Annotated in this window: 23 protein-coding genes; 12 read left to right on the top strand and 11 right to left on the bottom strand. The window is 69.4% G+C overall.

The features are described 5' to 3' along the window. Positions 1 to 18: 18 nt before the first annotated feature. The 5 genes from BJY22_RS33080 to BJY22_RS33060 are packed head-to-tail and all read right to left on the bottom strand — an operon-like array spanning position 19 to position 3,692. On the bottom strand, positions 19 to 492 hold the full coding sequence (locus BJY22_RS33080; RefSeq protein ID WP_167214806.1) for a MerR family transcriptional regulator: 474 nt from the start codon (positions 490 to 492) through the stop codon (positions 19 to 21). A 50-nt stretch (positions 493 to 542) separates the two neighbouring features. Then, the gene (locus BJY22_RS33075; RefSeq protein WP_337759704.1) at positions 543 to 935 is read right to left on the bottom strand and encodes a Fur family transcriptional regulator; all 393 of its coding nucleotides are present in this window, start codon (positions 933 to 935) and stop codon (positions 543 to 545) included. Between the two features lie 53 nt (positions 936 to 988). Then, positions 989 to 1,993 (bottom strand): metal ABC transporter permease, encoded by a 1,005-nt coding sequence (locus BJY22_RS33070; protein WP_167214800.1) that lies wholly within the window; start codon positions 1,991 to 1,993, stop codon positions 989 to 991. After that, positions 1,990 to 2,742: a metal ABC transporter ATP-binding protein gene (locus BJY22_RS33065; protein ID WP_337759703.1), complete on the bottom strand. Its 753-nt coding sequence runs from the start codon at positions 2,740 to 2,742 to the stop codon at positions 1,990 to 1,992. Before BJY22_RS33065 ends, BJY22_RS33070 begins: the two co-directional genes overlap by 4 nt. Further along, positions 2,739 to 3,692 carry a metal ABC transporter substrate-binding protein gene (locus BJY22_RS33060; protein WP_167214797.1) on the bottom strand — a complete coding sequence of 318 codons (954 nt, stop codon included), beginning with the start codon at positions 3,690 to 3,692 and terminating at the stop codon, positions 2,739 to 2,741. Before BJY22_RS33060 ends, BJY22_RS33065 begins: the two co-directional genes overlap by 4 nt. A gap of 51 nt (positions 3,693 to 3,743) precedes the next feature. Between BJY22_RS33060 and BJY22_RS33055 the strand changes: the two genes are divergently transcribed. Together BJY22_RS33055 and eboE are read left to right on the top strand one after the other, a co-directional pair. Continuing rightward, entirely contained in the window at positions 3,744 to 5,045 is a 1,302-nt protein-coding gene (locus tag BJY22_RS33055; protein ID WP_167214794.1) for a YibE/F family protein, read from the top strand. Positions 5,046 to 5,131: 86 nt separating this feature from the next. Continuing rightward, positions 5,132 to 6,280, top strand: coding sequence for a metabolite traffic protein EboE (gene eboE, locus BJY22_RS33050; protein ID WP_167214791.1), 1,149 nt, complete (start codon positions 5,132 to 5,134; stop codon positions 6,278 to 6,280). Between the two features lie 35 nt (positions 6,281 to 6,315). Here eboE and BJY22_RS33045 read toward each other — a convergent pair whose 3' ends face one another. Then, complete coding sequence (locus tag BJY22_RS33045) at positions 6,316 to 6,612, bottom strand: DUF6703 family protein (protein ID WP_167214788.1); 297 nt, start codon at positions 6,610 to 6,612, stop codon at positions 6,316 to 6,318. Between the two features lie 21 nt (positions 6,613 to 6,633). Between BJY22_RS33045 and BJY22_RS33040 the strand changes: the two genes are divergently transcribed. The 4 genes from BJY22_RS33040 to dusB all read left to right on the top strand — a co-directional run bounded on the left by BJY22_RS33040 (position 6,634) and on the right by dusB (position 10,202). Further along, positions 6,634 to 6,927, top strand: a complete 294-nt coding sequence (locus BJY22_RS33040; RefSeq protein WP_167214785.1) for an antibiotic biosynthesis monooxygenase family protein — start codon at positions 6,634 to 6,636, stop codon at positions 6,925 to 6,927. A 92-nt stretch (positions 6,928 to 7,019) separates the two neighbouring features. Then, positions 7,020 to 8,405: a glycine--tRNA ligase gene (locus BJY22_RS33035; RefSeq protein WP_167214782.1), complete on the top strand. Its 1,386-nt coding sequence runs from the start codon at positions 7,020 to 7,022 to the stop codon at positions 8,403 to 8,405. Positions 8,406 to 8,407: 2 nt separating this feature from the next. Then, positions 8,408 to 9,079 carry a hypothetical protein gene (locus BJY22_RS33030; RefSeq protein WP_238350532.1) on the top strand — a complete coding sequence of 224 codons (672 nt, stop codon included), beginning with the start codon at positions 8,408 to 8,410 and terminating at the stop codon, positions 9,077 to 9,079. A 1-nt stretch (position 9,080) separates the two neighbouring features. Continuing rightward, positions 9,081 to 10,202: a tRNA dihydrouridine synthase DusB gene (gene dusB, locus BJY22_RS33025; protein WP_167214779.1), complete on the top strand. Its 1,122-nt coding sequence runs from the start codon at positions 9,081 to 9,083 to the stop codon at positions 10,200 to 10,202. Between the two features lie 186 nt (positions 10,203 to 10,388). Here dusB and BJY22_RS33015 read toward each other — a convergent pair whose 3' ends face one another. Then, positions 10,389 to 10,898, bottom strand: coding sequence for a P-loop nucleotide/nucleoside kinase family protein (locus tag BJY22_RS33015; RefSeq protein ID WP_337759702.1), 510 nt, complete (start codon positions 10,896 to 10,898; stop codon positions 10,389 to 10,391). 114 nt (positions 10,899 to 11,012) lie between these two features. Next, positions 11,013 to 11,321 (bottom strand): NAD-dependent epimerase/dehydratase family protein, encoded by a 309-nt coding sequence (locus BJY22_RS41235; RefSeq protein ID WP_202891369.1) that lies wholly within the window; start codon positions 11,319 to 11,321, stop codon positions 11,013 to 11,015. 341 nt (positions 11,322 to 11,662) lie between these two features. On the opposite strand from BJY22_RS41235, the gene ligD reads away from it, so the two are divergent. Beyond that, positions 11,663 to 12,634, top strand: a complete 972-nt coding sequence (gene ligD, locus BJY22_RS33005) for a non-homologous end-joining DNA ligase (protein ID WP_167214773.1) — start codon at positions 11,663 to 11,665, stop codon at positions 12,632 to 12,634. Between the two features lie 2 nt (positions 12,635 to 12,636). Here ligD and BJY22_RS33000 read toward each other — a convergent pair whose 3' ends face one another. Beyond that, a complete protein-coding gene (locus tag BJY22_RS33000; protein WP_167214770.1) occupies positions 12,637 to 15,930 on the bottom strand; it encodes a hypothetical protein in 3,294 nt (1,097 codons plus the stop codon). A gap of 26 nt (positions 15,931 to 15,956) precedes the next feature. Continuing rightward, positions 15,957 to 16,541 carry a TetR/AcrR family transcriptional regulator gene (locus BJY22_RS32995; RefSeq protein ID WP_167214767.1) on the bottom strand — a complete coding sequence of 195 codons (585 nt, stop codon included), beginning with the start codon at positions 16,539 to 16,541 and terminating at the stop codon, positions 15,957 to 15,959. A 120-nt stretch (positions 16,542 to 16,661) separates the two neighbouring features. On the opposite strand from BJY22_RS32995, the gene BJY22_RS32990 reads away from it, so the two are divergent. Beyond that, a complete protein-coding gene (locus BJY22_RS32990; protein WP_167214764.1) occupies positions 16,662 to 17,591 on the top strand; it encodes an alpha/beta hydrolase fold domain-containing protein in 930 nt (309 codons plus the stop codon). Here the strand turns inward: BJY22_RS32990 and mug are convergent. Continuing rightward, positions 17,584 to 18,084: a G/U mismatch-specific DNA glycosylase gene (mug, locus tag BJY22_RS32985; protein WP_337759701.1), complete on the bottom strand. Its 501-nt coding sequence runs from the start codon at positions 18,082 to 18,084 to the stop codon at positions 17,584 to 17,586. The genes BJY22_RS32990 and mug overlap by 8 nt on opposite strands. 37 nt (positions 18,085 to 18,121) lie before the next feature. Here mug and BJY22_RS32980 point away from each other — a divergent pair, with 37 nt between their 5' ends. From BJY22_RS32980 to ppdK, 4 genes are all read left to right on the top strand, one after another. After that, on the top strand, positions 18,122 to 19,399 hold the full coding sequence (locus BJY22_RS32980; protein ID WP_167214758.1) for a serine hydrolase domain-containing protein: 1,278 nt from the start codon (positions 18,122 to 18,124) through the stop codon (positions 19,397 to 19,399). Between the two features lie 45 nt (positions 19,400 to 19,444). After that, positions 19,445 to 20,842: a sigma 54-interacting transcriptional regulator gene (locus tag BJY22_RS32975; RefSeq protein WP_167214755.1), complete on the top strand. Its 1,398-nt coding sequence runs from the start codon at positions 19,445 to 19,447 to the stop codon at positions 20,840 to 20,842. A 1-nt stretch (position 20,843) separates the two neighbouring features. Beyond that, positions 20,844 to 22,805, top strand: a complete 1,962-nt coding sequence (locus BJY22_RS32970; protein ID WP_167214752.1) for a vWA domain-containing protein — start codon at positions 20,844 to 20,846, stop codon at positions 22,803 to 22,805. 277 nt (positions 22,806 to 23,082) lie between these two features. After that, positions 23,083 to 25,737, top strand: coding sequence for a pyruvate, phosphate dikinase (ppdK, locus tag BJY22_RS32965; RefSeq protein ID WP_167214750.1), 2,655 nt, complete (start codon positions 23,083 to 23,085; stop codon positions 25,735 to 25,737). Positions 25,738 to 25,753 lie beyond the last annotated feature (16 nt).

Genomic DNA, 25,753 nt, shown 5'->3' with positions numbered 1-25,753 from the left:
CTGAGCTGAACGGTTGATCTACGGTGCGGCGGTGCCGCCGTAGACGGTGATCTTGTAGTCGGTCACCGCGAGGGCGAGCTGCAGTTCGCGCAGCTGCCGGTGGATCCGGTCACGGTGCTCCTGCATCAGGGCGAGCCGCTGGGGTGCGGTGTGGTCGCCTTCGCGGACCAGCTCCAGGTAGTCGCTGATCGTGCCGATGGGCATGCCGGAGGCCCGCAGCCTGCTGATGAACACGATCCGCGACATCGCCCGCTTGTCGTAGCTGCGGTAGCCGGCGGCGTCCCGGCGTACGTCGACCAGACCGATCCGCTCGTAGTACCGCAGGGTGTGGGCGGTGAGGCCGGTGAGCTCGGCCGCCTCGGCGATCGAGAGCTGCTCGGGCAGGTCCTCCGGGAGCTCGAGCAGGCACACCAGCTCCGGATCCATCGGCGCCAGGTCGGGTTGGTGCGCTGCGATCGCAGCCTGGCGGTCCAGCACCTCGGTCGTGTTCATGCCTACGACGGTAGGCCTTCGAGCGCGCTCTAAGGCAAAGGTGACCTACGTCACGCCTTCTGGCACTCCTGGCAGGTGCCGAAGATCTCGAGCGTGTGGCTGATGTCGGTGTAGCCGTGCTCGGCCGCGACCTTGTCGGCCCAGCGCTCCACGGCCGGTCCCTCGACCTCGACGGTGCGGCCGCAGTTGCGGCAGACCAGGTGGTGGTGATGCCCCTTCGAGCAGCGCCGGTACGCCGTTTCGCCGTCGGCGGTGCGCAGTACGTCGACCTCACGGGAGTCCGCAAGCGCCTGCAGGGTGCGGTAGACGGTGGTCAGCCCGACGGCCTCGCCCGCGGACCGCAGCTCCTGGTGGATCTCCTGGGCGGTCCGGAAGTCGTCGATGAGGTCGAGCGCCTGCGCGACCGCCGCGCGTTGACGGGTCGAGCGTGTTCCGATAGCCACCGTTCCTCCTGTCATCTCCGTACCGCCGCCAATTCTCTCAGAACCTGACAAGTTCAGTGTTCGTCCCAGTGATCTCCGTGCGCCGCGTGCAGGTGGCCGTCGTGGACGTAGTCGACGTGGTCGCCGTGCTCGACCTTCTGGTGGCCGCACGCCGGGTTGTGCGCGTGTGGGTGCCCGGCGCTCACCACGTGCGGCTCCGGCGCCGGTACGCCGACCTCCGGCTCCTCGTCCGCGAGCGGACGCGCCCGGCCGGTCCGCCGCCGCAGCAGCGCCCCGGCAACGGCAGCCACCACGAACCCGGCCAGCGCCAGCACCACGATCGTCGCGCCGGGCGCCACATCCGCGTTGTACGACGTGATGATGCCGGCCAGACACGCGGCCACACCGATGGCACATGCGGTGATGAACGTACTACGGAACGAGCGCGTCACCTGCTGCGCAGTCGCCACCGGGACGACCATCAGCGCGCTGACGAGCAGCAGCCCCACGGTCCGCATCGCCACCGTCACAGTGACCGCGGCCATCACCGCGATGACCAGGTTGAGCAGCTGGACCCGGAGTCCCGTCGTACGGGCGAACTCCTCGTCCTGGCAGACGGCGAACAGCTGCGGACCCAGACCGACCGCTACGACCAGCACCGCGACGGCGAGGCCGACGACGACGTACAGGTCGCTCTGGGACACCGTGGTGAGGGAGCCGAACAGATAGGTGTTCAGCGTGGCGGCGCCCTGACCTGCCAGCCCGATCAGCAGCACACCGCCGGCGATGCCGCCGTAGAAGAGCAGTGCGAGCGCCACGTCCCCGGTGGCCTTGCCGCGGGCGCGGACCAGCTCGATCGCGGTCGCACCGGCGATCGCCACGATGATGGCGGTCAGCACCGGCGCACTACCGGTCAGCAGACCCAGCGCGACACCGGTGATCGCGATGTGCCCGATCCCGTCACCCATCAACGACAGCCGCCGCTGCACCAGATACGTCCCGATGGCCGGCGCGGACAACCCGGTGAGCAGCCCCGCGATCAGCGCGCGCTGCATAAACTCGAGCTCGAACATGCTCATGGAGTCAGCCACCCGGGTTCGTCGTCGGTGTGGGAGTGGTGGACGTGGGCGTGCGTCTGGGAGGCGTGCGGCGGGCCGTCGTACACGATCCGGCCGCGGCGCAGCACGACCGAGCGGTCGACGAGCGCGTCCATCGGGCCGAGGTCGTGGCTGACCATCACCACGGTCGTGCCGCGCGCGACCCGCTCGCGGATCGCGTCGGCGAAGATCTGCTGGCTGGCCAGGTCCACGCCCGCCGTCGGCTCGTCGAGGATCAGCAGCTCGGGATCGGACACCAGCGCCCGCGCGATCAGCACCCGCTGCTGCTGACCGCCGGACAGCTCGGCGACCGCGTCCTTGCGCCGGTCGGCCATGTCGACGACCTCCAGCGCCTCCTCGATCGCCCGCTTGCCGGCCGCACCGAGCGGGGTGAAGAACCGCCGCTTCGACAGCAGACCGGACGACACCACCTCGTGGACGGTCGCCGGTACGCCGCCGGCCGCGGTGATCCGCTGCGGCACGTACCCGACCCGCCGCCACTGGCGGAACCGGGGGACCGGCGTCCCGAACAACCGGACCTCGCCGCGGGCCGGCGGCAGCAGCCCGACGACGGTCTTGATCAGTGTGGACTTGCCGGAGCCGTTGGTGCCGAGCACGGCGACCACCTCGCCCTGACGGATCCGCAGGTCGATGCCCCGGAGGACCAGACGGCCGCCCAGGTCGACCGAGAGATCGGCGACCTGGACGGCCTTGGCGGAGTCTTCTGTCACGAGCAGCCGTTCGCCTTTCGCAGCTCCTGCAGGTTCTGCTGCATGAGGGTCAGATACGTCTGGTCGGAGTTGGCGTCCGACAGGCCCTCGATCGGGCTCAGCACGGCGGTCTTCACGCCGACGTCCTTGGCGATCGTCTCGGCCACCTTCGGGCTGACCAGCTCCTCGTAGAAGATGGTCGTCACCTTCTGGGCCTTCACGATGTCCTGGACCTCCTTGATCCGGGCCGGGGCCGGCTCGGCGTCCGGCGTCACCCCGGCGATCCCGACCATCGTCAGACCGTACCGCTTCGCGAGGTAGGCGAACGCCTCGTGGCTGGTCACGAACGTCTTCAGCTTGCAGTTCGCCAGGCCGGTCTTGAACTCGGAGTCGAGCCTGCCGAGCTGGTCGAGCAGCGTCTTGGCCCGCTCGTGGTACCCGTCGGCGTTGGCGCTGTCGACGCTCGCGAGCTTCTCCTCGACGGCCTTCACGACCGCGGTGTACCGGACCGGGTCGAGCCAGAAGTGCGGGTCGAGGGCGTCGTCGTGGTGCTCCTCCTCGGCCGCGCCTTCCTCGTGCTCCTCGAAGTCGGCGCCGGTGGCCTCCAGCTTCGCGGCCGGGGTGACGTCGAAGGCGGTGTCCTTCGCGTTCTGCGCGACGGCCTCGTCGACGGCCGGCTGCAGCTCCTTCTCGTACACGACGAGCTTCGCCTCGGCGATCTCGCCGACCTGCTTGGGGGTCAGCTCGAGATCGTGCGGCTCGACACCGGGGGCTGTCAGAGTAGTGACGTTCACCGCGTCGCCCCCCACTGAGCGGGCGATGAACTCGAGCGGGTAGAACGAAGTCACGACGTCGAGCTTGTCGCCACCGGAGCCAGCGGAGTCACCGGCGGACGAACCACCGCACCCCGCCAGGGTGAGGGTGGCCAGAGTGGCGGCGCCGGCGACAACTGCTCGAAAACCAGATCTCATGACAATCATTTTCATTTAATGGGAACTGGTTGTCAAAACAGGGAGTTCACGATGGCCAGCCGCAACGTCGGGCGACGGCGTGCCGACGGTAAGGGAAACCGCCGCCGGGCACTCGACATTCCCTCGGGCCAGGGGCACGGGCACGGCCACGGCCCCGGTGACCACGTGGTCGACACGTCGGTAGTGGACTCCGACGCGGTCGTCGCCCGGCGTGTGCGGATCGTGGTCGCCGCCGTACTGATCCCGCTGATCACGGCCGCGGTCGTGGCGATGATCGTGCTCTGGCCGGGCGGCGGGGTGAAGGTCGAGTCGTACCAGACCGGCACCGCGCGCGGCGAGGTCACCTCGGTCAAGGCGTGCCCGGACCCGAAGGACAAGTGCGACCTGGCGACGGTGAAGCTGAGCAACGGCCCGGACAAGGGGCAGACGGTGCCGGTTCAGGTGCCGACCGCCGGTGGGACCACGATCCCGGTCAAGGCCGGGCAGACGGTGATGCTCGGTGTCCAGGACGGCGCGCCGTTGACCGATCGGTACCAGTACGTCGACCACGACCGGACCAAGCCGCTGCTGATCCTCGCGCTGATCTTCGCGGTCGCGGTCGTCGCGCTGTCACGCTGGCGCGGGTTCGCCGCCCTGATGGCGCTGGCGGTGACCGCGGTGATGCTCACCCAGTTCATCCTGCCCGCGATCCTGAAGGGCTCGAATCCGTTGCTCGTGGCGGTCGTGGGAGGCGCCGTGATCATGACGATCGCGGTCTTCCTCACACACGGGATCAACGCTGAGTCCTCGATAGCGCTCGCCGGTACGATCACCGCGCTCGGGCTGACCGCTCTGCTCGGCTGGTTCTTCACCGGATTGTCGCAGCTGAGCGGTCTGGCCGCGGAGGGTGCGTCCGCGGCCAAGGCGTTCGCGCCGGATCTCGATCTGACCGGTCTGCTCGTGGCCGGGATGGTGATCGGCGCCTTGGGTGTCCTCGACGACGTCACGGTCACGCAGGCGGCCGCGGTATGGGAGATCTCCGCCGCCAACCCCTCGGCGAGCCGGCGCGAACTGGTGGCCGCGGGCCTCCGCATCGGCCGGACCCACGTCGCCTCGGTGGTCAACACGCTGGTCCTCGCGTACGCCGGTGCGGCGATGCCGGTGCTGATCGTGTTCGCGATCCAGGACCTGCCGACGCTGTCGGTCATCTCCACCGAGTCGGTCGCGATGGAGATCGTGCGCGGACTGGTCGGCAGCCTCGGCATCATCGCGGCCGTTCCGCTCACCACGGCGCTCGCCGCGATGGCCGTCGCCGACCGCTCCCGCGAACTCGTGGCCTCCCCGGTCGAACCGAAAATCACCCCTTCCACCTGAGCCTGCAGCCTTCTACCCTGCTGCTAGGTCACCGAGAGTCCGCTCCTGACTACTTTTGGTGGCCGCGCACGGGGTGAGGAGAGCTGATGAGGTTCCGGCATCGGGACGGCTCGACCGTCCAGCTCGGGTACTGCGCGACGGTGCATCCGGCCGCGGAGCTCGACGAACTCGTCGCGACGCTCGACGGCTGCGCCGGTACGGTCCGCTCGCGGCTCGACGTACCTGTGCTGGGGGTCGGGCTGTGGTTCCCGCACCGGCTGGCCGACCGGCTGGCGAACTCGCCTGCCTCTCTCAGCAAGCTGCGTCGCGCACTGCATCGCAATCAGCTGGAAGTCGTCACCCTCAACGGCACCCCGCATGCGCACTTCACCGACCAGGTCGTCGGCAGCAAGTTCTACTGTCCTGACTGGACCGACCCGGCGCGGCTGCGGTACACCCTCGACCTGATCGACGTACTCGCCGACCTGCTCCCCGCGGACGTGCCGTACGGATCGATCTCGACCGTCCCGCTCGCCTGGCGGGTGCCGTGGTCGAAGGCGCGCAACCGGGCCGCCCGTGAGGCGTTCGACCGCGTCGAGCAGCACCTCGCGCGTACTGAGGCCAGGACCGGGCGGAGGATCCGCATCGCTGTCGAGACCGAGCCGGGCTGCGTCCTGGAGATGATCGGCCAGGCTGCGGCGTGGCTGGACCGCTACTCCAGTCCGGACGGCGGTACGTCGCGTATCGGGCTCGGACTGGACACGTGTCATCTGGCCGTGCAGTTCGAGGAGCCGGCCGGGTCGTTCGAGTTGCTGTGGCGAGCGGGCGTGGACGTGGTCAAGGCGCAGCTGTCGGTGGCTCCGACTCTCGTGGACCCGTCTGACGTACCAGGGCGCTACGTCCTCAGTCAGCTAGGCACAGCGAAGTACCTGCGCCAGCTGCGTGAGTGGGGCGGGCCGGGTGTGGACGACGTGGAGCAGGCATACGAACTGTCCGGTCACGCCGCCTGGCGCATGCACGCGCACCTGGCCGCGCATGCTGCGCCGCCTGCTCCGCTCAGCGCGACAACCGGCGTACTGGACGACTGCCTGACCAGGCTGGTCGGAGGCGGTCATCCACTGACGCATCATCTCGAGTCAGAGGTGTACGTGTGGCCGCGTGCGCCCAAAACCCAACAGGCGCTGGCGAAACGGATCGCCAAGGAGCTGTCCTGGCTACGGGATCGGCTGACCGCTCTCGGACTGGACGAGGTCTGAGTAGTCCCGGGAGCGGCACCGAGCTCAGGACCTACCTAGCCGGTGGCGATCCGGGACACCCCGAACAGCAGGATCAGCACGATCGAGAACAGACGGAGGAACTTCGGACCGCCGGTGACGACCGGCCAGGACAGGAACGCGAGCCACCCAAGCAGCAACGCCAGCAGCACCAGCGCCGGCACCCCGACCGGGACCGGAGCGAACACTCCGACGAGCGCCAGCAGCAGGGTGATGCCCGGCAGAGTCAACTTGGGTGCGGCGTGCAGCTTGGCGACGTACGGATAACTGATCTTCGTGATCCGCTGCCGCAACGGGCTGCTGGGGGTGCTCATCCCACTATTGTTCCAGGTCCTATGGTTAGGCTCGTGTTCGTGGTGATCAGGTTCCGGGTGGGGGAGACCGAGCAGGGCGAGTTCGCCGAGCGGCTGCGGGCCGCGGTGGAGGTGCTCGGGCGGCAGAAAGGGTTCCTGTCGGCGCGGACCGGGCGGAACGTCGACGACCCGGAGCTGCTGGCGCTGACGCTCGAGTTCGAGAACGTCGGGAGCTACCGGCGCGCGCTCTCGCCGTACGACGTGAAGCTGACCGCGGTACCGCTGCTGTCGCAGGCAATCGACGAGCCGACGGCGTACGAGGATTTGCCAGGCTGACGCGGATTCGATGGAGGGTGCCCGGGACCGATAGCCTGGACCCTTCCGTAGATTCGCCAGTACCCGATCTGTGCCCGTTCTGGAGTCGAAAAGTGCCCGTGGAAACCGTCGATGCCGTCGTCAGCCTCAGCAAGCGGAGGGGCTTCGTCTACCCGTGCGGCGAGATCTACGGCGGTACCAAGTCGGCCTGGGACTACGGCCCGCTCGGGGTCGAGCTGAAGAACAACGTCCGGACCCAGTGGTGGCGGACCATGGTCACCGGCCGCGACGACATCGTCGGCCTGGACTCGTCGGTGATCCTGCCGACGCAGGTCTGGGAGGCCTCCGGCCACCTCGCCGAGTTCGTCGACCCGCTGACCGAGTGCCAGTCCTGCCACAAGCGGTTCCGTGACGACCACCTCCGCGAGGACTTCGCCCGCCGGAAGAACAAGGACCCCGAGCAGGTCAAGCTGGCGGAGATCGCCTGCCCGAACTGCGGCAACAAAGGCACCTTCACCGAGCCGCGGATGTTCAACGGCCTGCTGAAGACCTATCTCGGTCCGGTCGAGTCCGCCGACGGCCTGCACTACCTCCGCCCGGAGACCGCGCAGGGCATCTTCGTCAACTTCGCGAACGTGATGGGCACCGCCCGGAAGAAGCCGCCGTTCGGCATCGCCCAGGTCGGCAAGAGCTTCCGCAACGAGATCACCCCGGGCAACTTCATCTTCCGCACCCGCGAGTTCGAGCAGATGGAGATGGAGTTCTTCGTCGAGCCCGGCTCCGACGAGGACTGGCACGAGTACTGGCTGAAGGCCCGCTGGGACTGGTACGTCGGTCTCGGGCTGAGCCCGGACAACATGCGGTTCTACGAGCACCCGAAGGAGAAGCTCAGCCACTACTCGAAGCGCACCGTCGACATCGAGTACCGGTTCAACTTCGGCGGCAAGGAGTTCGACGAACTCGAGGGCATCGCGAACCGCACCGACTTCGACCTCTCCACGCACTCCAAGCACTCCGGCGCCGACCTGTCGTACTTCGACCAGGAGAAGGGCGAGCGCTGGACGCCGTACGTCATCGAGCCCGCGGCCGGCCTGACCCGCAACGTGCTCGCGTTCCTGCTCGACGCCTACACCGAGGACGAGGCGCCGAACGCGAAGGGCGGTGTGGACAAGCGGACGGTACTGCGCTTCGACCCGCGGCTCGCGCCGGTCAAGGCCGCCGTCCTGCCGCTGTCGCGCAACGCCGACCTGTCGCCGAAGGCCCGCGACCTGGCCGGTGAGCTGCGGAAGAACTGGAACGTCGACTTCGACGACGCCGGTGCGATCGGCCGCCGGTACCGCCGCCAGGACGAGATCGGTACGCCGTACTGCATCACCGTCGACTTCGACACCCTCGAGGACCAGGCCGTGACGATCCGGGAGCGGGACTCGATGAAGCAGGAGCGGGTCGCCCTGACCGAGGTCACCGGCTACCTCGCCCAGCACCTGGTGGGTTGCTGACGATGAGGCTGACGGGGGAGCGCGCGGCCGTTCTCGGCCTGACCGCGGCGGCACTGTTCCTGATCTCCGCCTGCTCGGACAGCGAGCCCGAGGCGGGTACCTCGCCGTCGGCGCCGGCGTCCAGCACGCCGCCGTCGTCGAGCGCGCCGATCCCGACCGCGTCGACGCCGACGCTGACCGCGCTGCCGACCCCGTCGAAGCCGTGGCCGACGCCGAAGGTGACCGGTGAGCCGGAGAACGACGCACCGCTCGCCGAGCGGATCACGTTCGCGATCTCGAAGCAGGCGCAGATCGCGGCCGGCAAGGCAGCTCCGACGACCGTGAAGTGTCCCGGCATCGACAAGGTCGAGACCGCCGGCCAGCACGAGCTGACCTGCACCGTGACGTACGCCGGGAAGTCGTACGGCGGGACGCTGACCGTCGATGCCAAGCAGTACACGGCGTCGTACAAGTTCACCTCGCAGTCGGTCGCGATCGTCAAGGCGAAGGTGGTGGATGCCGTCCTGCGGAGCGCCGCCGACGCCGCGCAGGTGACCTGCACGATGGACGATGTTGCCGTGGTCAAGCATTCCGGCGAGCCGATCGCGTGCGACGTGACGACGACCGCGAACGCCGTACAGCCTTATAAAGCACAGGTTTCCGGTAACGGACAGGTGCTGGTGGCGAAGGCCTGACATGCTTCAGCTGGGCAACCTCACGATCGAGACGCCGGTGGTGCTGGCGCCGATGGCCGGCATCACCAACGCGGCGTACCGGCGGCTCTGCGCGGAGCAGGGCGCCGGGCTGTACGTGTGCGAGATGATCACCTCGCGCGGCATCGTCGAGCGCGATCAGAAGTCGCTCGACATGCTCACGTTCGACCCGCGGGAGACGGTGCGGTCGGTGCAGCTGTACGGCGTCGACCCGACGTACATCGGGCGTGCGGTGCAGATCCTGTGCGACGAGTACGGCGTCGCGCACGTCGACCTGAACTTCGGCTGCCCGGTCCCGAAGGTGACGCGCAAGGGCGGCGGCGCGGCCCTGCCCTGGAAGCGGAACCTGCTCGGCGCGATCCTGCGCTCCGCGGTGCAGGCCGCGACCCCGTACGGCGTACCCGTGACGATGAAGACGCGGATCGGGATCGACGCCGACCATCAGACGTACCTCGACGCGGGGCGGATCGCCGAGGAGTCGGGCGCGGCCGCGATCGGGTTGCACGGGCGGACGGCGTCGCAGGCGTACTCCGGGCAGGCGGACTGGTCCACGATCGCCGCGCTGGTGGAGCACGTGAACATCCCGGTGCTCGGCAACGGCGACATCTGGGAGGCCGGCGACGCGCTGCGGATGGTGGCCGAGACCGGCTGCGCCGGGGTGATCGTCGGGCGCGGGTGCCTCGGACGGCCGTGGTTGTTCCGCGATCTGGCGGTGGCGTTCGCGGGCGGTGAGGCGCTGAGCCTGCCGACGCTGGGTGAGGTGGCCGCGGTGATGCGGCGGCATGGTGAGCTGCTGGCCGAGTTGATGGGGGAGCAGCGGGGGCTGCGCGACTTCCGCAAGCACGTCTCGTGGTACCTGAAGGGCTTCCCCGCGGGCGGCGAACTCCGCGCGGCCCTCGGCATGGTCGACACCCTCGCGCGGCTGGACGAACTCCTCGCCCAACTCGACCCGACCGTCCCCTTCCCGGTCGCCGAACTGGGCGCGCCCCGCGGCCGCCAGGGCAGCCCCCGCGACCACATCGTCCTGCCCCAAGGCTGGCTCGACGACACCGACGGCCTCACCGCAGACCTCGCCGACGCCGAGATCGGCGTCTCCGGCGGCTGAAGGACACCTGGGACATCTTCTGCACGCTCGACGGGTTCGGGTCGTACAACGAGAAGGGCGACTGGGGCGGGACGATCTTCCCCGTCATCAGCGGCCGAACCGGAGCCGACCCCATCTTCGCCCACGCCGCCGACTTCGACCTCGACCTCCTCGAAACCCGAACCCTCGACAACAACATCCAAGAACTCATCTATCACCCGACGCTGCACACCACCTGAGCACATCCTCGACGGATGCCACGCGTACGGCGTTCTCGTCGGCTGTGGGTGCTTGGAAGTCGGCGAGGTGCTGCTCGAGCACGGCGTCCGCGACGTCTCGCCGCCGCGGATCCACCCGATTGCCGGCGTGCCGCCGCCGTACCGTCCCGTGATCGACATCGACGTACAGCAAGGCGAACTCCGCCCCGGCCTCCGCGGCCAGCGCCCGCCAGTCATCACGCAGGAACCGCAGCGAACTGGTGTCGTCGACGATCACCGACGCCCCGGCGCCCACCACCTCCCGCACCTCGCCAACCGCCACCGCATGAGTCCGCCGCCACTCCTCGGGCGGAATCCCGTCACCACCCCACAACCCTCGGCGCTCGTTGATCTCGTCAAGGCTCACAACCCGCGCCGCCAGCCGCGGCGCGAGGACCCGAGCCATCGTGCTCTTCCCGGAGAACGAGGTCCCGCACAAGAGGACCAAACTGGCCGCCACACGGACATCCAACCCGCCCACCCGCCGACGGGCAACGGCGTTTGCGACACGTGGTGGTGTCGCGGGACATACCGTGGCCTGTCTCGTCATGCCGGAGGGTGTTCACGATGCGGGTCAGCGGGGGTTGTTGGAGCGCCAGGTGGTGTAGCGGGTGACGGCTTGAGGTACGTCGTACTGCGGGGTGAAACGGGTGTCCTGGGTCAGGCGGGTGATGTCGCGGTGGGGCGACGGGTGGCCGCTGGAGATGTTGTACGTCGTGTGGTTGAGGGTGTCGGCTGTGACCAGGAGCGCGATCGCGCGGCCTGTGTCAGGGGCGTAGCACGAGTCGCCGCCGGCGTCGGCGTACAACGGCTCCGGCTGTTCGCCTCGCAGTACGGCGTTGATGTACGGCGGGACGCAGTTGAACGGCGTTTCCGGGTCCATCAGCGGGCCCCACGTCGAGCCGAGGCGCAAGATGACCGGGTGGACGCCGGTGTCCTGCAGACCGTGTGTGGTGAGCGGCTCGACTTCTTGAACGCGACGATCAGGTGCGCCAGGTCCGCGGTGGGCAGCGGCATCGCCGCACGCCCCACGCCCGCGCCGGGTCGAGCGTGTTGAACAACCCCGCCATGTCCGTACGGAAGTACGCGACCGGATCGTCCGCCGGGATGCTGCCATGCCCGCGACGCTACGAGCGGTACGTCGCCCGCGTCTTGAACGAATCCCGCATGAAAGCCCGCTCTTCAACTGGGGCCGCGGACACACCGGGTGGTTAAGCTCGGGGGATGGCGAGCAAGCCGGATGAGACGCGCGACGGGGTCGACCTGACCAATCTCGATCAGCCGTTGTTCGACGGGGCCGAGGCAACGAAGCGGGACCTGGTCGACTACCTGGACGCGGTGCACGAGCGGATGTTGCCCGGGTTGCGGGACCGGCCGTTGTCGGTGGTCCGGATCCGCCCGGGGCAGCCGAAGTTCATGCAGAAAAACGTTCCGAAGTACACACCGGACTGGGTGAAGACCGTGCCGGTGTGGGCGGAGGCGTCCAAGCGCGAGGTGTCGTACGCGTTGTGCGACGACCGCAGGACGTTGCTGTGGTTCGCCAACCAGCGCGCGATCGAGTACCACCCGACGTTGATGAAGGCCGGCCGCTGGGACCGTGTGACGCATCTCGTGCTCGATCTCGATCCGCCGGAGGGGGAGACCTTCACGATGGCGGTGCAGGCCGCGCTGCTGGTGCGGCAGGCGCTGACCGACTCCGGCCTGTCCGGCGCGGTCAAGACCAGCGGTGCGAAGGGCGTGCACGTGTTCGTGCCGATCGACGACACCGTGCCGATCGAGGACGCGGCGGCCGCGACCCGGGCGATCGCGGCGCGCGCCGAGCGGATCGATCCGTCGGTCGCGACCACGGCGTACATCAAGGAGGACCGGCACGGGAAGGTGTTCGTCGACTCGACCCGTGCGGGCGGTGCGACGGTCGTCGCGGCGTACAGCCCACGCGTCCGGCCCGGTACGACGGTGTCGTTCCCGGTCGGCTGGGACGACCTGGAGAGCGTGACGCCGCGCGACTTCACGGTCCGCTCCGCCCTCGAGCAGCTCGGCGACCGCGACCCGTGGGCCGATCAGCTTCCCGCGCCGCAGTCGCTCCCCGAGGACCTGCTCGAGGAAGGCCGCGCCATCCCGGTCGCGCGGGTCGCGGCGATGCATGAAGGCAAGCGCCGCAAACGCGCCCGCGAGGCCGAGCAGCGCAAGGAGTAGGACTACTCGGTCGCAGTGGTCAGATCGAGGGCACGTCGCCGGACGGCGGGCGACGGGTGGTTGCGGAGGGCAATCAACAGCCTGCGCCACTCGGGCGACCAGCCGCTGCGAGGCGCCGCCGCGCGGAGGAACGCGTCCGCGAGCAGGCCGGACGCGACGTCCGACGAGTGGACGAGTGCATCGGCGACCGGCAGGAGAACGGCGGGATCGGGCTCGGTAGCGACCAGGCGGCCGTGGACGAGGTCGGCGGCTGTCAGCGCGGCCAGCGGGTCGTCGGCGACGAGATCACGCAGATGGCCGAAGTCGTCCTGCGCGAGCGCCAGCAGCTGGAGCCGGAGCTGCAGGAAGTCGGAGCCGACCAACTCGTCAGCGACCGCAGTCAAGTGCCGCCGAGCGTCCGCCGAGCGGTGACTGAACTGAGAACACAGCCGTCCGACCAGGCCCGTGAGCCGCTGCCGCGCCGGATGGTCGCGATCCGGCAGCGCGTCAGGCAGCGACGGATCCGCCTCCAGCCGCACCAGCAACCGAACGGCCTCGACCAGCTCGTTCAGACCCGCCGGCGGATCGGTAGCGACGATCGACACGAGCGCCGTGATCGCATCACTCCACACCCGACTGCGCAACAGCAACCGGCTGATGAAGTCCGCACACACCCCCGCAGCGGCCGGGTTGTGCCGCGCCCACTCCCGCAACGCCAGCAAGGCCGGTCCGACCACCTCCGGCTCGCTCCGAGTCGTCACAGCGATCAACAGGTCGGCGTACCGCGACCGATAGGCCACAGGTACGTCGTACGCGCGCCGCGCAGTCAACGCCGCAGCTGTCGCCGCTGAGTCATGCACCGCCTGCTCCAGCACCGCCCACGCGGCAGGGTCGTACAGCAGGTACTGCGACACAGTCCGCGCAATCGCAGCCCGCACATCGCGGTGCGCCCCCGCCCACGTCTCCGTGAGTACCGCGCTCGCACCAGGTGCTCGCAGCTCGCCCAGCAGCCGCACTGCCTCCTTCCGCGACGTGACTTTGACCGCCTCACCAGCCAGCACCGGCTGCAACAGTCCAGGCAGCAGACTCGGCCGTACGTACCGCGCAGCCCGGCCAGCCGCATAGACAGCCACCCGCGCCCGATCGTCACCCGCATGTGCCAGCAGCAGCGGTATCACCTGGTCTGGCCGCTCTGTCCACGCCAACGCCGCCAGCGCCGCCTCCTGCAGCAGTACGTCGCTACTCACGAGGAACTCGTCCAACGCCGCCCGGCCGACCACCGGCACCTGCCCGAGCATCTTGACCGCCGACGCCCGGTTCCACTCCGGTATCCGCTCGTCACGAGCCACCCCGACCAGCAGCTCGGCGTACCGCGCCTGCTGTCGCGGCAGCCAGCGCCGTAGCGCCTGGCTCGACACCTCCCACTCAGCACCGTTCCGATCGAACCGGCGGATCTGGTCCGCCGCAGCGAACACCGGATCGAGCAGGTCGGTGCGCAGCTCGGTCACCACCCACCACACCGGGTACCAGCGCGCCATGCGAACGTCGCGCGCGATGATCCGCTCCACGCGCTCCTGCCGCGTCGCCGGCGCGTCCAGCCAATACCGGCAGCCTTCGTTGACCGTGTTCTCCTGGTTCGACCAGACCGCCTGCTCCAGCACCTCCTGCAGCGGCTCCAACGCCCAGGCGCGCCGACCGAAAGCAGCCGCCACCGCCAGCGCCAGCCCGAACTCGTTCCGCTTCGCCGCGGCATCGATCGTCGGTCGCAGTACGTCGTACACCTCGACCTCGCGCCCGCGGGGCAGACCGGTGATCAGGCCGTACAGGTTGAGCAGACCGACGTTGGCGGACAACCGCCCGTGCGCCCGCAGTCCCCACTCCAGTACGCCGCCCTCGTTGTGAACGGCGCCGTGGACGACGGCATGCTCAGCCAACTGCGTCAGCGCTCGTCGCGTCCCCCACGAGGTGTCGCGCGCGTCCAACGCGTCGGTCAGCAACGTGTCCAGCGGCTCGATCAACGCATCGGTCAGCAGCGTCGGCGGCAACCCCGCGACAGCCTGTATGGCGCTGTGCCGCACCAGGTCCTGGTCGTTGCGGACGCGTCCGGCCGCCCACGTGACAGCCCGCACCACCTGATCCGGCTGCCTGCTGTACCCGGCGGACCGGATGACCACCTGGTAGACCGAGCCGCGGACAGCAGCGTCCGGATCTCGCACGTCCTTCTCCAGCAGCCCGAACGCCTCGTCGTACGGGAGGTGCGCGGTGACTTCACGACGCTGCGCACCGTCCTCGAAGATGGCCGGCAGCGTCAGCATCCGTCGGGCCTGCGCGATGCGCACCGCACCCGGCAGTACGTCGAGCAGGTCGTTGCCGAGTCGTGCTTGTCCAAGGTCGACGTACTGCGTCACGGCCGCGAAGATCACCGCCCGTCGCGACGGCGCCAGCGCATCCAGCAGCAGGGCGAGTCGAGGCCACACGATCCGGCCGAGAGCCACCAGGTCGTTGTCGGAGTACCTGTGCAGCCGACGCCGGAACGCCGGTGTCAGCGCCCGCTCCACCATGCGACGCCGGTCCCGCGCGAGGAGCAGCTCCAGCACGCCGGCCGGGTCCCGATCCGTGAGTGGACCGATGACATCAAGTACTGCGATCGGCAGGTCGTGCGCCGGGACCGCCTGCTTGATCAGCGCCAGTACTGCGTCCGGCGCGTGGTTGAGGGCTGCGGTGACGCCGTGGCCGACGCCCTGCCACCACTCGTCGCGGTCCGCTCCGGCCGGCAGTGTCTGGCGGGCGAAGGCGAGCACCTCGTCCGGATGGTGCTTCGCGAGCAGGCGCCACCCGCCCGGCGTCACGCAGTACGCCAGCTCGGGAAGCAGCCGGGTCACGGTCGCCTGGTCGGTCGCGGCAAGCAGACCGGTCGCTGCCACGTCACCCCACCGCGCCCTGTGCTCGTCGATCAGCCGTACGGCGAGATGCTCCCGCCGCTGACGACGTACCAGAGCCACCAGCTTCGAGCGCAGCGCCGCGGGCGCGTCGTCGTACAGGATCCGCAGGTCGTCGTCCGTGACCGGCACCCCACGCCCGACGGCCGCGAGCGCCCGCGCCTGGACGGCGGGATCGTGGTCCCGGAGCATCCGTACGACGTACGACGTCTCGCGAGTGATCTCGGCGAGCTGCAGCCCGAGGAGGCGCTCGAACGCGGTGCCGCGACCCAGCTCACCGAGCAGTCCGATCAGCTGCGGCGCCTGGTCGGCGACCAGCCGCATGCGCTGACCGTGCGAGAGTCCGTCGATCGATCGCAACAAGTCGGGCAGGCGCATGCCCCCATCCTGCCTAATCGGTGGTGTCAGCCCTTCAAGGAGGCGTCCAGGATCATCGTCGCGGCTTCCCGGGCGCGGACCGCGGGAGCGGAGGAGCCGGAGATGGCCGACCGGGTGATCGCGCCCTCACTGAGCAGGATCAGGTGGTCGGCCAGCTGTTCGGGATCACCGGCGCCGGCCTCCGCGGCCAGCTCGACGAGCGCCAGGCGGAAGCCCTCCTTGTGCTCGAGGGCGAGCTCGGCGACCCGCGGCGACACGCTGCCGAGCTCGCCGAACGAGTTGATGAACGCGCAGCCGCGGTAGTCGCGCTGCTGGAACCAGTCGTACAGGAAGTCGAAGACCGCGAGGATCCGCGCGCGCGGATCCGTCGCCGCCTCGACGTGCTCGGCGAGCATCGACTTCCAGAGCGCGTCGCGGCGGTCGAGGTACGCCTCGATCAGCTTGTCCTTGGACGGGAACAGCTGGTACAGCCGCTTCAGCGACACCCCTGACGCCGCCCGGATCGCGTCCATCCCGACCGACTGCACGCCGCGCTCGTAGAACAGCGCGTCGGCCGCGTCCAGGACCAGCCGCTGCGCCGTCTCCGTATCGACCGTCGTTGTCCGGACCATCGGTGAACCTCCAGCGTGACCCGCGCCACCTTGCGCGGAGAACCATCGTTCTCCTACAGTAGCAAACACCGGAGAGAACGAGCGTTCTCACCGGATCCCGAAGCCAGGAGGATGACGAAGATGACCGTTCTCGAGCCCGCCGCCCAGGCCTTCGCCGACGCGACCGCGAAGCCGCCGTACCTGTTCCAGCTGTCCCCGGAGGAGGGCCGCAAGGCCGTCGACGAGGTGCAGACCACCGACTACCCGAAGCTGCCGGTCGACGAGGAGTGGGTGACCGCCGCGGACGGCACCAGGGCCCGGATCGTGAAGCCGCAGGGCGCGACCGGCGTGCTGCCCGTGATCCTCTACCTCCACGGCGCGGGCTGGGTGTTCGGCAACGCGCACACCCACGACCGGCTGGTCCGTGAGCTCGCGGTCGGCGCGGGCGCCGCGGTGGTGTTCCCGGAGTACGACCTCTCGCCGGAGGTCCGGTATCCGCACGCGCTGGAGCAGAACTACGCGGTCGCCCGCTGGATCCTTGTCTCGGGCAAGGAGCATGGCCTGGACGCGGAGCGGCTGGCGATCGCCGGCGACTCGGTCGGCGGGAACATGACGGCCGCCGTGACGCTGCTCGCGAAGGAGCGCGGCGACGTGAAGTTCGTCCAGCAGGTGCTGTTCTACCCGGTCACGGACGCGTCGTTCGACACGGCGTCGTACCGGCAGTTCGGTGAGAGCTACTTCCTGCAGCTGGACGGCATGAAGTGGTTCTGGGACCAGTACACGACCGACGAGGAGGAGCGGAACCAGATCACCGCCTCGCCGCTGCGTGCGACGACCGAGCAGCTCAAGGGCCTGCCGCCCACGCTGGTGATCACCGGTGAGGCCGACGTACTGCGGGACGAGGGCGAGGCGTACGCCGCGAAGCTGCTCGAAGCCGGTGTCCCGACGACCGCGGTGCGTTTCGCCGCGATCATCCACGACTTCGTGATGCTGGACGCGCTCCGCGACACCTACGCCGCGAACGCCGCGATCGAGCTGGCGATCTCGACCCTGCGCAAGGCGCTCAACTGACCCGCTCGAGTTCGGCGAACGCCTCGGCGAGTTTCGGCAACGTGTAGTGGGCATTCAGGCCGCTCGGGTTCGGCAGCACCCAGACGCGGGTCGCGCCGATCATCCGGTCCTGCTTGCCCACTGCCGCCGTACGCTCCCCGAAGGCGTCGCGGTACGCCGTGACGCCGAGCACCGCGAGCCACTCGGGCTGCACGTCGAGCACCTTCTTCACCAGGTTCTCCCCGCCGGCGACGAACTCGGCCCGCGACAACTCGGCCGCCTTCGCCGACGCCCTGTCGACGACGTTCGTGATCCCGAGCCGGTACGTCAGCAACTCCTGCTGCTCGGCCGGCCGCAGCAGCCGTGGCGTGAACCCGCTCAGATGCAACGCCGGCCAGAACCGGTTGCCGGGCCGGGCGAAGTGATGCCCGGTCGCGGCGGACATCAACCCCGGATTGATCCCACAGAACACCACCCGCAGCCCTGTGCCGATCACATCCGGAATGCTCTCCACCCGTCCACCGTAATCCGTCGCGAAGTAGGTTGGGCGCATGCCTGACTGGTCTGAGCGGTTGAGCGAGCTGGCAGTGGCGGCCGAGGTCACCGGAGCCGTGCTGGGGATCTGGCACGACGGGACGAACACCGTGACGCCATACGGCGTCCTGAACGCGGCGACCGGGGTGGAGACGACCGAGGACTCGTTGTTCCAGATCGGCTCGATCAGCAAGTCGTGGACCGCGTCGATGATCGTCCAGCTGGCCGCGGAGGGCCGGCTGCGGCTGGACGATCCGATCGTAAAACTGTTGCCTGAGGCACCTGTGGATCAGCGGGTCACGGTCCGTCACCTGCTGACCCATACCAGCGGCATCGACGGGGACGTCTTCACCGACACCGGCCGCGGCGACGACTGCCTGGAGCGGTACGTCGCGCTGCTCGCCGACGTCGACCGGCTCTTCGAGCCCGGTACGGCGTACTCGTACTGCAATGCCGGTTTCGTGCTGCTCGGCCGATTGATCGAAGTCCTCGACAACCGCACCTGGGACCAGTCCTTGCGGGCCCGCCTGGTCGAGCCGCTCGGGCTCACGCGCACCGTCACGCTGCCGGAGGAGGCGATCCTGCACCGTGCCGCCGTCGGTCACCTCGCGACGGACGGCTCGCGGGTGGAGACGTGGCAGCTGCCGCGCAGCATCGGTCCCGCGGGGACGATCACGGCGAGTGCCGCCGACGTACTGGAGTTCGCCAGGATGCACCTGACGGACGAGCGGTACGCCGCCATGCAGGAGCCGCAGGTCCCGTACGCGGCCGGGATCGGCGGGTTCGTGGACCTCGGGCTGACCTGGCGGATCTACGACTGGGACGGGCGGCGGCTGTTCGGTCACGACGGGTCGACGATCTCGCAGCTCGCATTCCTGCGCATCGACCCGGAGGCGCGCCTGATCATGTGCCTGCTGACGAACTCCGGCAACGGCACCCGCCTGTTCGAGCCGCTCGCCTCCGAGGTGTTCACGGAGTACGCCGGTGTCGCGCACCCGGAGGCGCCGCAGCCGATCGACGTACCCGTCGACGACCGCCACGCCGGACGGTACGAACGCGCCAGCGTGCGGCTCGACGTTGCGAAGCGTGACGACGAACTGGTGATGGTCTACACCGCGACGGGGGACCGGCTGCTGTTCTCCGAGGACCCCGAGCACGTCTACGAGCTGCGTCCGACCGAGCCGGCCGACGGCGACCACTTCGTCACGCGTGAGTCGCCCGCGCACCCGTGGGTCCCGGTCACCTTCACCCCGACGTACGTCTTCACCTCCGGCAGGGTCACGCCCAGGCGCTGAGATAAACCACGTGCGTTCTGGGGTGATCGAGCTAACGTCGTCAGGGTGACTAGTGCACCTGCTGAACTTCCTCGTAAGGCCGGTGACCTCCGGGCCGCCGGATACGTTCCCCGGTCGATCAAGGCCGAGATCCGTGACAACCTGCTGAAAGAACTCCGCGCCGGGCGCGATCCGTGGCCAGGCATCGTCGGCTTCACCCGCACGGTGATCCCGCAACTCGAACGCGCCCTGCTCGCGGGCCACGACGTCGTACTGCTCGGTGAACGCGGTCAGGGCAAGACCCGGCTGCTGCGCACCCTGGTCGGCCTGCTCGACGAGTGGACCCCGGTCATCGAGGGCGCCGAACTGCCCGAGCACCCGCTCGACCCGATCACCCCGGCCTCGCGCCGCCGGGCCGCCGAACTCGGCGACGACCTGCCGGTCGCCTGGCTGCACCGCAACCTGCGGTACGCCGAGAAGCTCGCGACCCCCGACACGTCGGTCGGTGACCTGATCGGCGACGTGGACCCGGTGAAGGTCGCCGAGGGCCGCAGTCTCGGCGACCCGGAGACCATCCACTTCGGGCTCGTCCCGCGGTCGCACCGCGGCATCGTGGCGATCAACGAGCTCCCCGACCTCGCCGAACGCATCCAGGTCGCGTTGCTGAACGTGATGGAGGAGCGCGACATCCAGGTCCGCGGGTACACGCTGCGGCTGCCGCTCGACGTGTTGCTGGTGGCAACGGCCAACCCGGAGGACTACACCAACCGCGGCCGGATCATCACGCCGCTGAAGGACCGCTTCGGCGCCGAGGTCCGGACGCACTACCCGCTCGACATCGAGGCCGAGGTCGACGTGATCCGGCAGGAGGCCGAGTTCACCGCCGAGGTCGGCGAGCCGCTGCTGGAGGTGCTGGCCCGGTTCGTCCGGCACCTGCGGGAGTCGACGTCGATCGACCAGCGCTCGGGGGTGTCCGCGCGGTTCGCGGTCGCCGCGGCCGAGACGATCGCCGCCGCGGCGTTGCGCCGGTCGGCGATCACCGGTGAGGAACCGGCGGTTGCCCGTCCGGTGGATCTCGAGGCCGTTCCCGCCGTACTGCGGGGCAAGCTTGAGTTCGAGCCGGGTGAGGAAGGGCGCGAGATCGAGCTGCTCGAGTACCTGCTGCGCCGGTCGGTGGCCGATACCGCGCGGGAGCGGTTCGCAGGCCTCGACCTCAGCCCGCTGGCCCACGCGATTGCCGACGGCAACCTTGTGACCACCGGTGAGCGGGTGCCCGGCCGGGACGTGCTGGCCGCGCTGCCCGAGCTGCCGGTCCTGCACGACGTGGCGGCCCGCGCCGGTGTCGAGCCGAACGACTCGTCCGGGCGGATCGCCGCCGCGATCGAGCTCGCCCTCGAAATGCTGTACCTGTCCAAACGCGTCGCCAAGGACGCCGACAACGACACAACCGTCTACGGGGCCTGACATGTCGGCGTCCATTCCGGAAGGCTGGTCGTACGGGCCGTGGCACGACGGGCCGGATCCTCTCAAGGCGCCGGTGGACCTTCGGGACGCGCTGGACGAGATCGGCCGGGACGTGATGAACGGGTCGTCGCCGCGGTCCGCGCTGGAGGAGCTGCTCCGGCGCGGCACGCGGAACACCGAGGGCCTGGACGACCTGACCCGCAGGCTGTGGGAACGCCGCCGCGAGATCCAGCGGCGGCACAACCTCGACGGCACCCTCCAGGACGTCCAGCGGCTGCTCGACGAGGCGCTCGCGGCGGAACGGCGCGAACTGTTCCCGAACCCGTCCGACGACGCCCGCTTCAAGGAGGCCGAGCTCGACGCGCTCCCGTCCGGTACGGCGGCCGCCGTACGGGAACTGGCGAACTACCAGTGGGAGTCGTCGGAGGCGCGCGAGAAGTACGAGCAGATCCGTGAGTTGCTCGGGCGGGAGCTGCTCGGCTCGCGGTTCGAGGGCATGAAGGAGGCGCTGCAGCAGACCACGCCCGAGGACGTCGAGCGGATCAACGAGATGCTCACGGACCTCAACGCGTTGCTCGCGGCGCATGCGCAAGGGCGTCCCGACGTACCGCAGCTGTTCGACGAGTTCATGGCCAAGCACGGCGAGTTCTTCCCGGAACATCCGCGGAACGTCGACGAGCTGATCGACGTCCTCGCGCAGCGGGCCGCCGCGGCGCAGCGGATGCTCAACTCGATGACGCCCGAGCAACGGGCCGAGCTGATGGAGCTGTCGCAGCAGGCGTTCGGCAGTCCGCAGCTCGCGCAGCAGTTGGCGCAGCTGGACGCTCAGCTGCAGTCGCTGCGGCCGGGGGAGGACTGGTCCGGGTCGGAGCGGATGAGCGGTGACGATCCGCTCGGGCTCGCCGACGGTGCGCGGGCGATGTCCGATCTGGCCGAGCTGGATGCGCTCGCGGAGCAGTTGGCGCAGTCGTATCCGGGCGCTCGGTTGGAGGACATCGATCTCGACGCGCTCACCCGCCAGCTGGGCGACGAGGCGACGGTCGACGCTCGTCGGCTGAGTGAGCTGGAGCGGCAATTGCGCGATCAGGGCCTGATCGAGCGCGCGCCCGACGGTTCGTTGCGGTTGTCGCCGAAGGCGTTGCGCCAGCTCGGTCAGACAGCGCTGGCCGACGTACTGCGAACCGCTCGCGGATCGGGTGAGCGGGATGCGGCCAACGCCGGCGCGGCCGGTGAGTTGAGCGGATCGTCGCGGCAGTGGCAGTTCGGCGACACCCAGCCGTGGGACGTGCCACGGACGGTGCGGAACGCAGTACTGCGGACCGCCGGGGTCGGATCGCGGTCGTTCAAGCTGGATGTGGCCGATGTCGAGATCGCGGAGACCGAGCATCGGGCCCGGGCCGCGGTCGCGTTGCTGGTCGACACGTCCTGGTCGATGGTCCAGGAGGGCCGCTGGCTGCCGATGAAGCGGACGGCGCTCGCGCTGCATCAACTCATCTCGACGCGGTACCGCAACGACGCGCTGCAGCTGATCACGTTCGGGCGCTACGCCGGCGTGGTCGAACTGCCGCAGCTGATCGGGATGGAAGGCACCTGGGAGCAGGGGACCAACGCGCATCACGCGCTGCTGCTCGCGGGTCGCCATCTCCGTCGGCACCCGGACGCGCAGCCGGTCGTGCTGATGGTGACGGACGGCGAGCCGACCGCGCACCTGGAGCCCGACGGCACGGCCGAGTTCTCGTACCCACCCGAGCCGGCAACGCTTCGCAAGACGATCTTCGAGGTCGACCGGCTGGCCAAGCTCGGCGCCTCGCTGACCGTCTTCCGCCTGGGCGACGACCCGCGCCTCAACGCGTTCGTCGACCTCCTCGCCCGGCGCAGCGGCGGGCGGGTCCTGGCCCCCGACGCCGACGGTCTCGGCGCCGCCGTCGTCGGCGACTACCTCCGCACCCGCCGCAAGCTGTAGCAGTTCGAGAAGCAGGGTGTTACCCGTCCGAGTGGCGAGTAACACCCTGCTTCTGCGTTTCGGTGGAAAAGCGGCTTGTTGTCTCGCGTTGTCAACGCTGTAAGGGTTTTCCGGCCTTCGAGCTGTGGGGAGGGTCACGTCGGCATCGTGAGACCAGTGTTCAACTGGACTGGTTTTTGGGCTTACTCTGAAAACACGCCCCCGCCGCCGGAGCCGACGGGCCAGCGGGTGATCTTCCCGCGCCTGAAAACACCCACCTGCACCCCAGGGAGTGAACGTGCCGAATCTCGTGTACGACTTCGCCGAAGGCAACAAGGACATGAAAGACCTGCTCGGCGGAAAGGGCGCGAACCTGGCTGAGATGACCAATCTCGGCCTGCCGGTGCCACCCGGCTTCACCATCACCACGGACGCCTGCCGCGCCTACCTCGAGACCGGTGCGGTGCCGGCCGAGCTGGCCGACGAGATCGACCACCACGTCGACATGCTGCAGCAGAAGATGGGCAAGAAGCTCGGCCAGGCGGACGACCCGTTGCTGGTCTCGGTGCGCTCCGGCGCCGCCGCCTCGATGCCCGGCATGATGGAGACCGTCCTGAACGTCGGCCTCAACGACGACTCGGTGAACGGCCTCGCGCACCAGTCGGGCAACCCGCGGTTCGCCTGGGACGCGTACCGGCGGCTGATCCAGATGTTCGGCAAGACCGTGCTCGACATGGACGGCGAGGTGTTCGAGCAGGCGCTCGACGCCGCCAAGGAGGCCAAGGGCGCGCGGACCGACCTGGACCTCGACGCCGACGACCTGAAGGCGCTCGTCGAGACCTTCAAACAGGCCGTCCACGATCACACCGGACGCGAGTTCCCGCAGGACCCGCGCAGCCAGATGGACCTCGCGACCGAGGCCGTGTTCCGCTCCTGGAACTCGGACCGCGCGATCCTCTACCGCCGCCAGGAGCGGATCGCCGCCGACCTCGGCACCGCGGTCAACATCTGCTCGATGGTGTTCGGCAACCTCGGCATGGACTCCGGCACCGGCGTCGCCTTCACCCGCGACCCGTCGACTGGTCAGCAGGGCGTGTACGGCGACTACCTGCAGAACGCGCAGGGCGAGGACGTCGTCGCGGGCATCCGCAACACCGTCCCGCTCGCCGACCTCGAGCAGCTCGACAAGACGTCGTACGACGACCTCATGAACATCATGGCCACGCTCGAAAGTCACTACCGCGACCTGTGCGACATCGAGTTCACCGTGGAGCGCGGCAAGCTGTGGATGCTGCAGACCCGCGTTGGCAAGCGGACCGCGGCGGCGGCCTTCCGGATCGCGACCAGCCTGGTCGACGAAGGCGTGATCGACACCGACGAGGCGCTCCGGCGGGTGAAGGGTGCGCAGCTCGCGCAGCTGATGTTCCCGCGGTTCGACGCCGACGCCGACAAGGACCTGATCACGAAGGCGATCGGCGCGTCGCCGGGGGCCGCGTCGGGCACGGTCGTGTTCACGTCGGCCGCCGCGGTCGAGGCCGCCGAGAAGGGCGAGAAGGTGATCCTGGTCCGGCGCGAGACCAACCCCGACGACCTGCACGGCATGATCGCCGCGCAGGGCATCCTGACCAGCCGCGGCGGCAAGACCTCGCACGCGGCGGTGGTCGCCCGCGGCATGGGCAAGACCTGTGTCTGCGGCGCCGAGGAGCTCGACGTGAACGTTGCCCAGGGCACCATCAAGGTGAACGGCGCGGTGATCGAGGCCGGCGAGACGATCTCGATCGACGGCACCACCGGTGAGGTGTTCCGCGGCGAGGTACCGGTCGTCCCGTCGCCGGTCGTGCAGTACTTCGAGGGCACGCTGACGCCGGACGCCGGCGACGAGCTGGTCGCGTCGGTGCACCGGCTGATCTCGCACGCGGACGACGTACGGCGGCTCGGCGTACGGACCAATGCGGACACCGCGGACGATGCGGCGCGGGCGCGGCGGTTCGGGGCCGAGGGGATCGGTCTGTGCCGGACCGAGCACATGTTCCTCGGTGAGCGGCGCGAATCCGTCGAGCGGCTGATCCTCGCGGACAACGACGTGGACCGGGAGGCGGCGCTGGCCGAGCTCGAGCCGTTGCAGCGTGGGGACTTCCTGGAGTTGCTGGCGGCGATGGACGGGCTGCCGGTGACGATCCGGTTGATCGACCCGCCGCTGCACGAGTTCCTGCCGTCGATGGAGGACCTTGCGGTGAAGGTCGCGGTGGCGCGGGAGCGTGGCGCGGAGTCGGACCACGACGTGAAGTTGCTGGCGGCGGTCGAGCGGCTGCACGAGCAGAACCCGATGCTCGGCCTGCGCGGGGTACGCCTCGGGCTCGTGGTCCCCGGGTTGTTCGCGATGCAGGTCCGGGCGATCGCGTCGGCGGCCGCCGAACTGCGCGGCCGCGGGAAGGATCCGCGGCCGGAGATCATGATCCCGCTGGTCGGCGCGGTCCAGGAGCTGCATCTGGCACGCGACGAGGTGGAACGCGTGCTCGAAGAGGTCGGTGCCGACGTCGATATTCCGATCGGGACGATGATCGAGCTGCCGCGGGCCGCGGTGATCGCGGACCAGATCGCGGAGGCCGCCGACTTCTTCTCGTTCGGGACGAACGACCTGACCCAGACGACGTGGGGTTTCAGCCGCGACGACGTGGAAGGCGCGTTCTTCTCGCGGTATCTGGAGAAGGGCATCTTCGCGGTGTCGCCGTTCGAGTCGATCGACCGGGAGGGTGTCGGCGCGCTGGTGCGGACCGGCGTGGACCGCGGCCGTTCCGCGAAGCCGGACCTCAAGCTCGGCGTCTGCGGCGAACACGGCGGCGACCCGGACAGCATCCAGTTCTTCCACGAGGCCGGCCTCGACTACGTCTCCTGCTCCCCGTTCCGCATCCCGGTCGCCCGCCTGGAGTCCGGCCGCGCCGCCCTCGACTGACGTCCGCTAGCGTGCG

The organism is Kribbella shirazensis (assembly GCF_011761605.1).
GTDB classification, from domain to species: Bacteria; Actinomycetota; Actinomycetes; order Propionibacteriales; family Kribbellaceae; genus Kribbella; species Kribbella shirazensis.
This window is presented reverse-complemented; position numbering and strand designations above follow the sequence as displayed.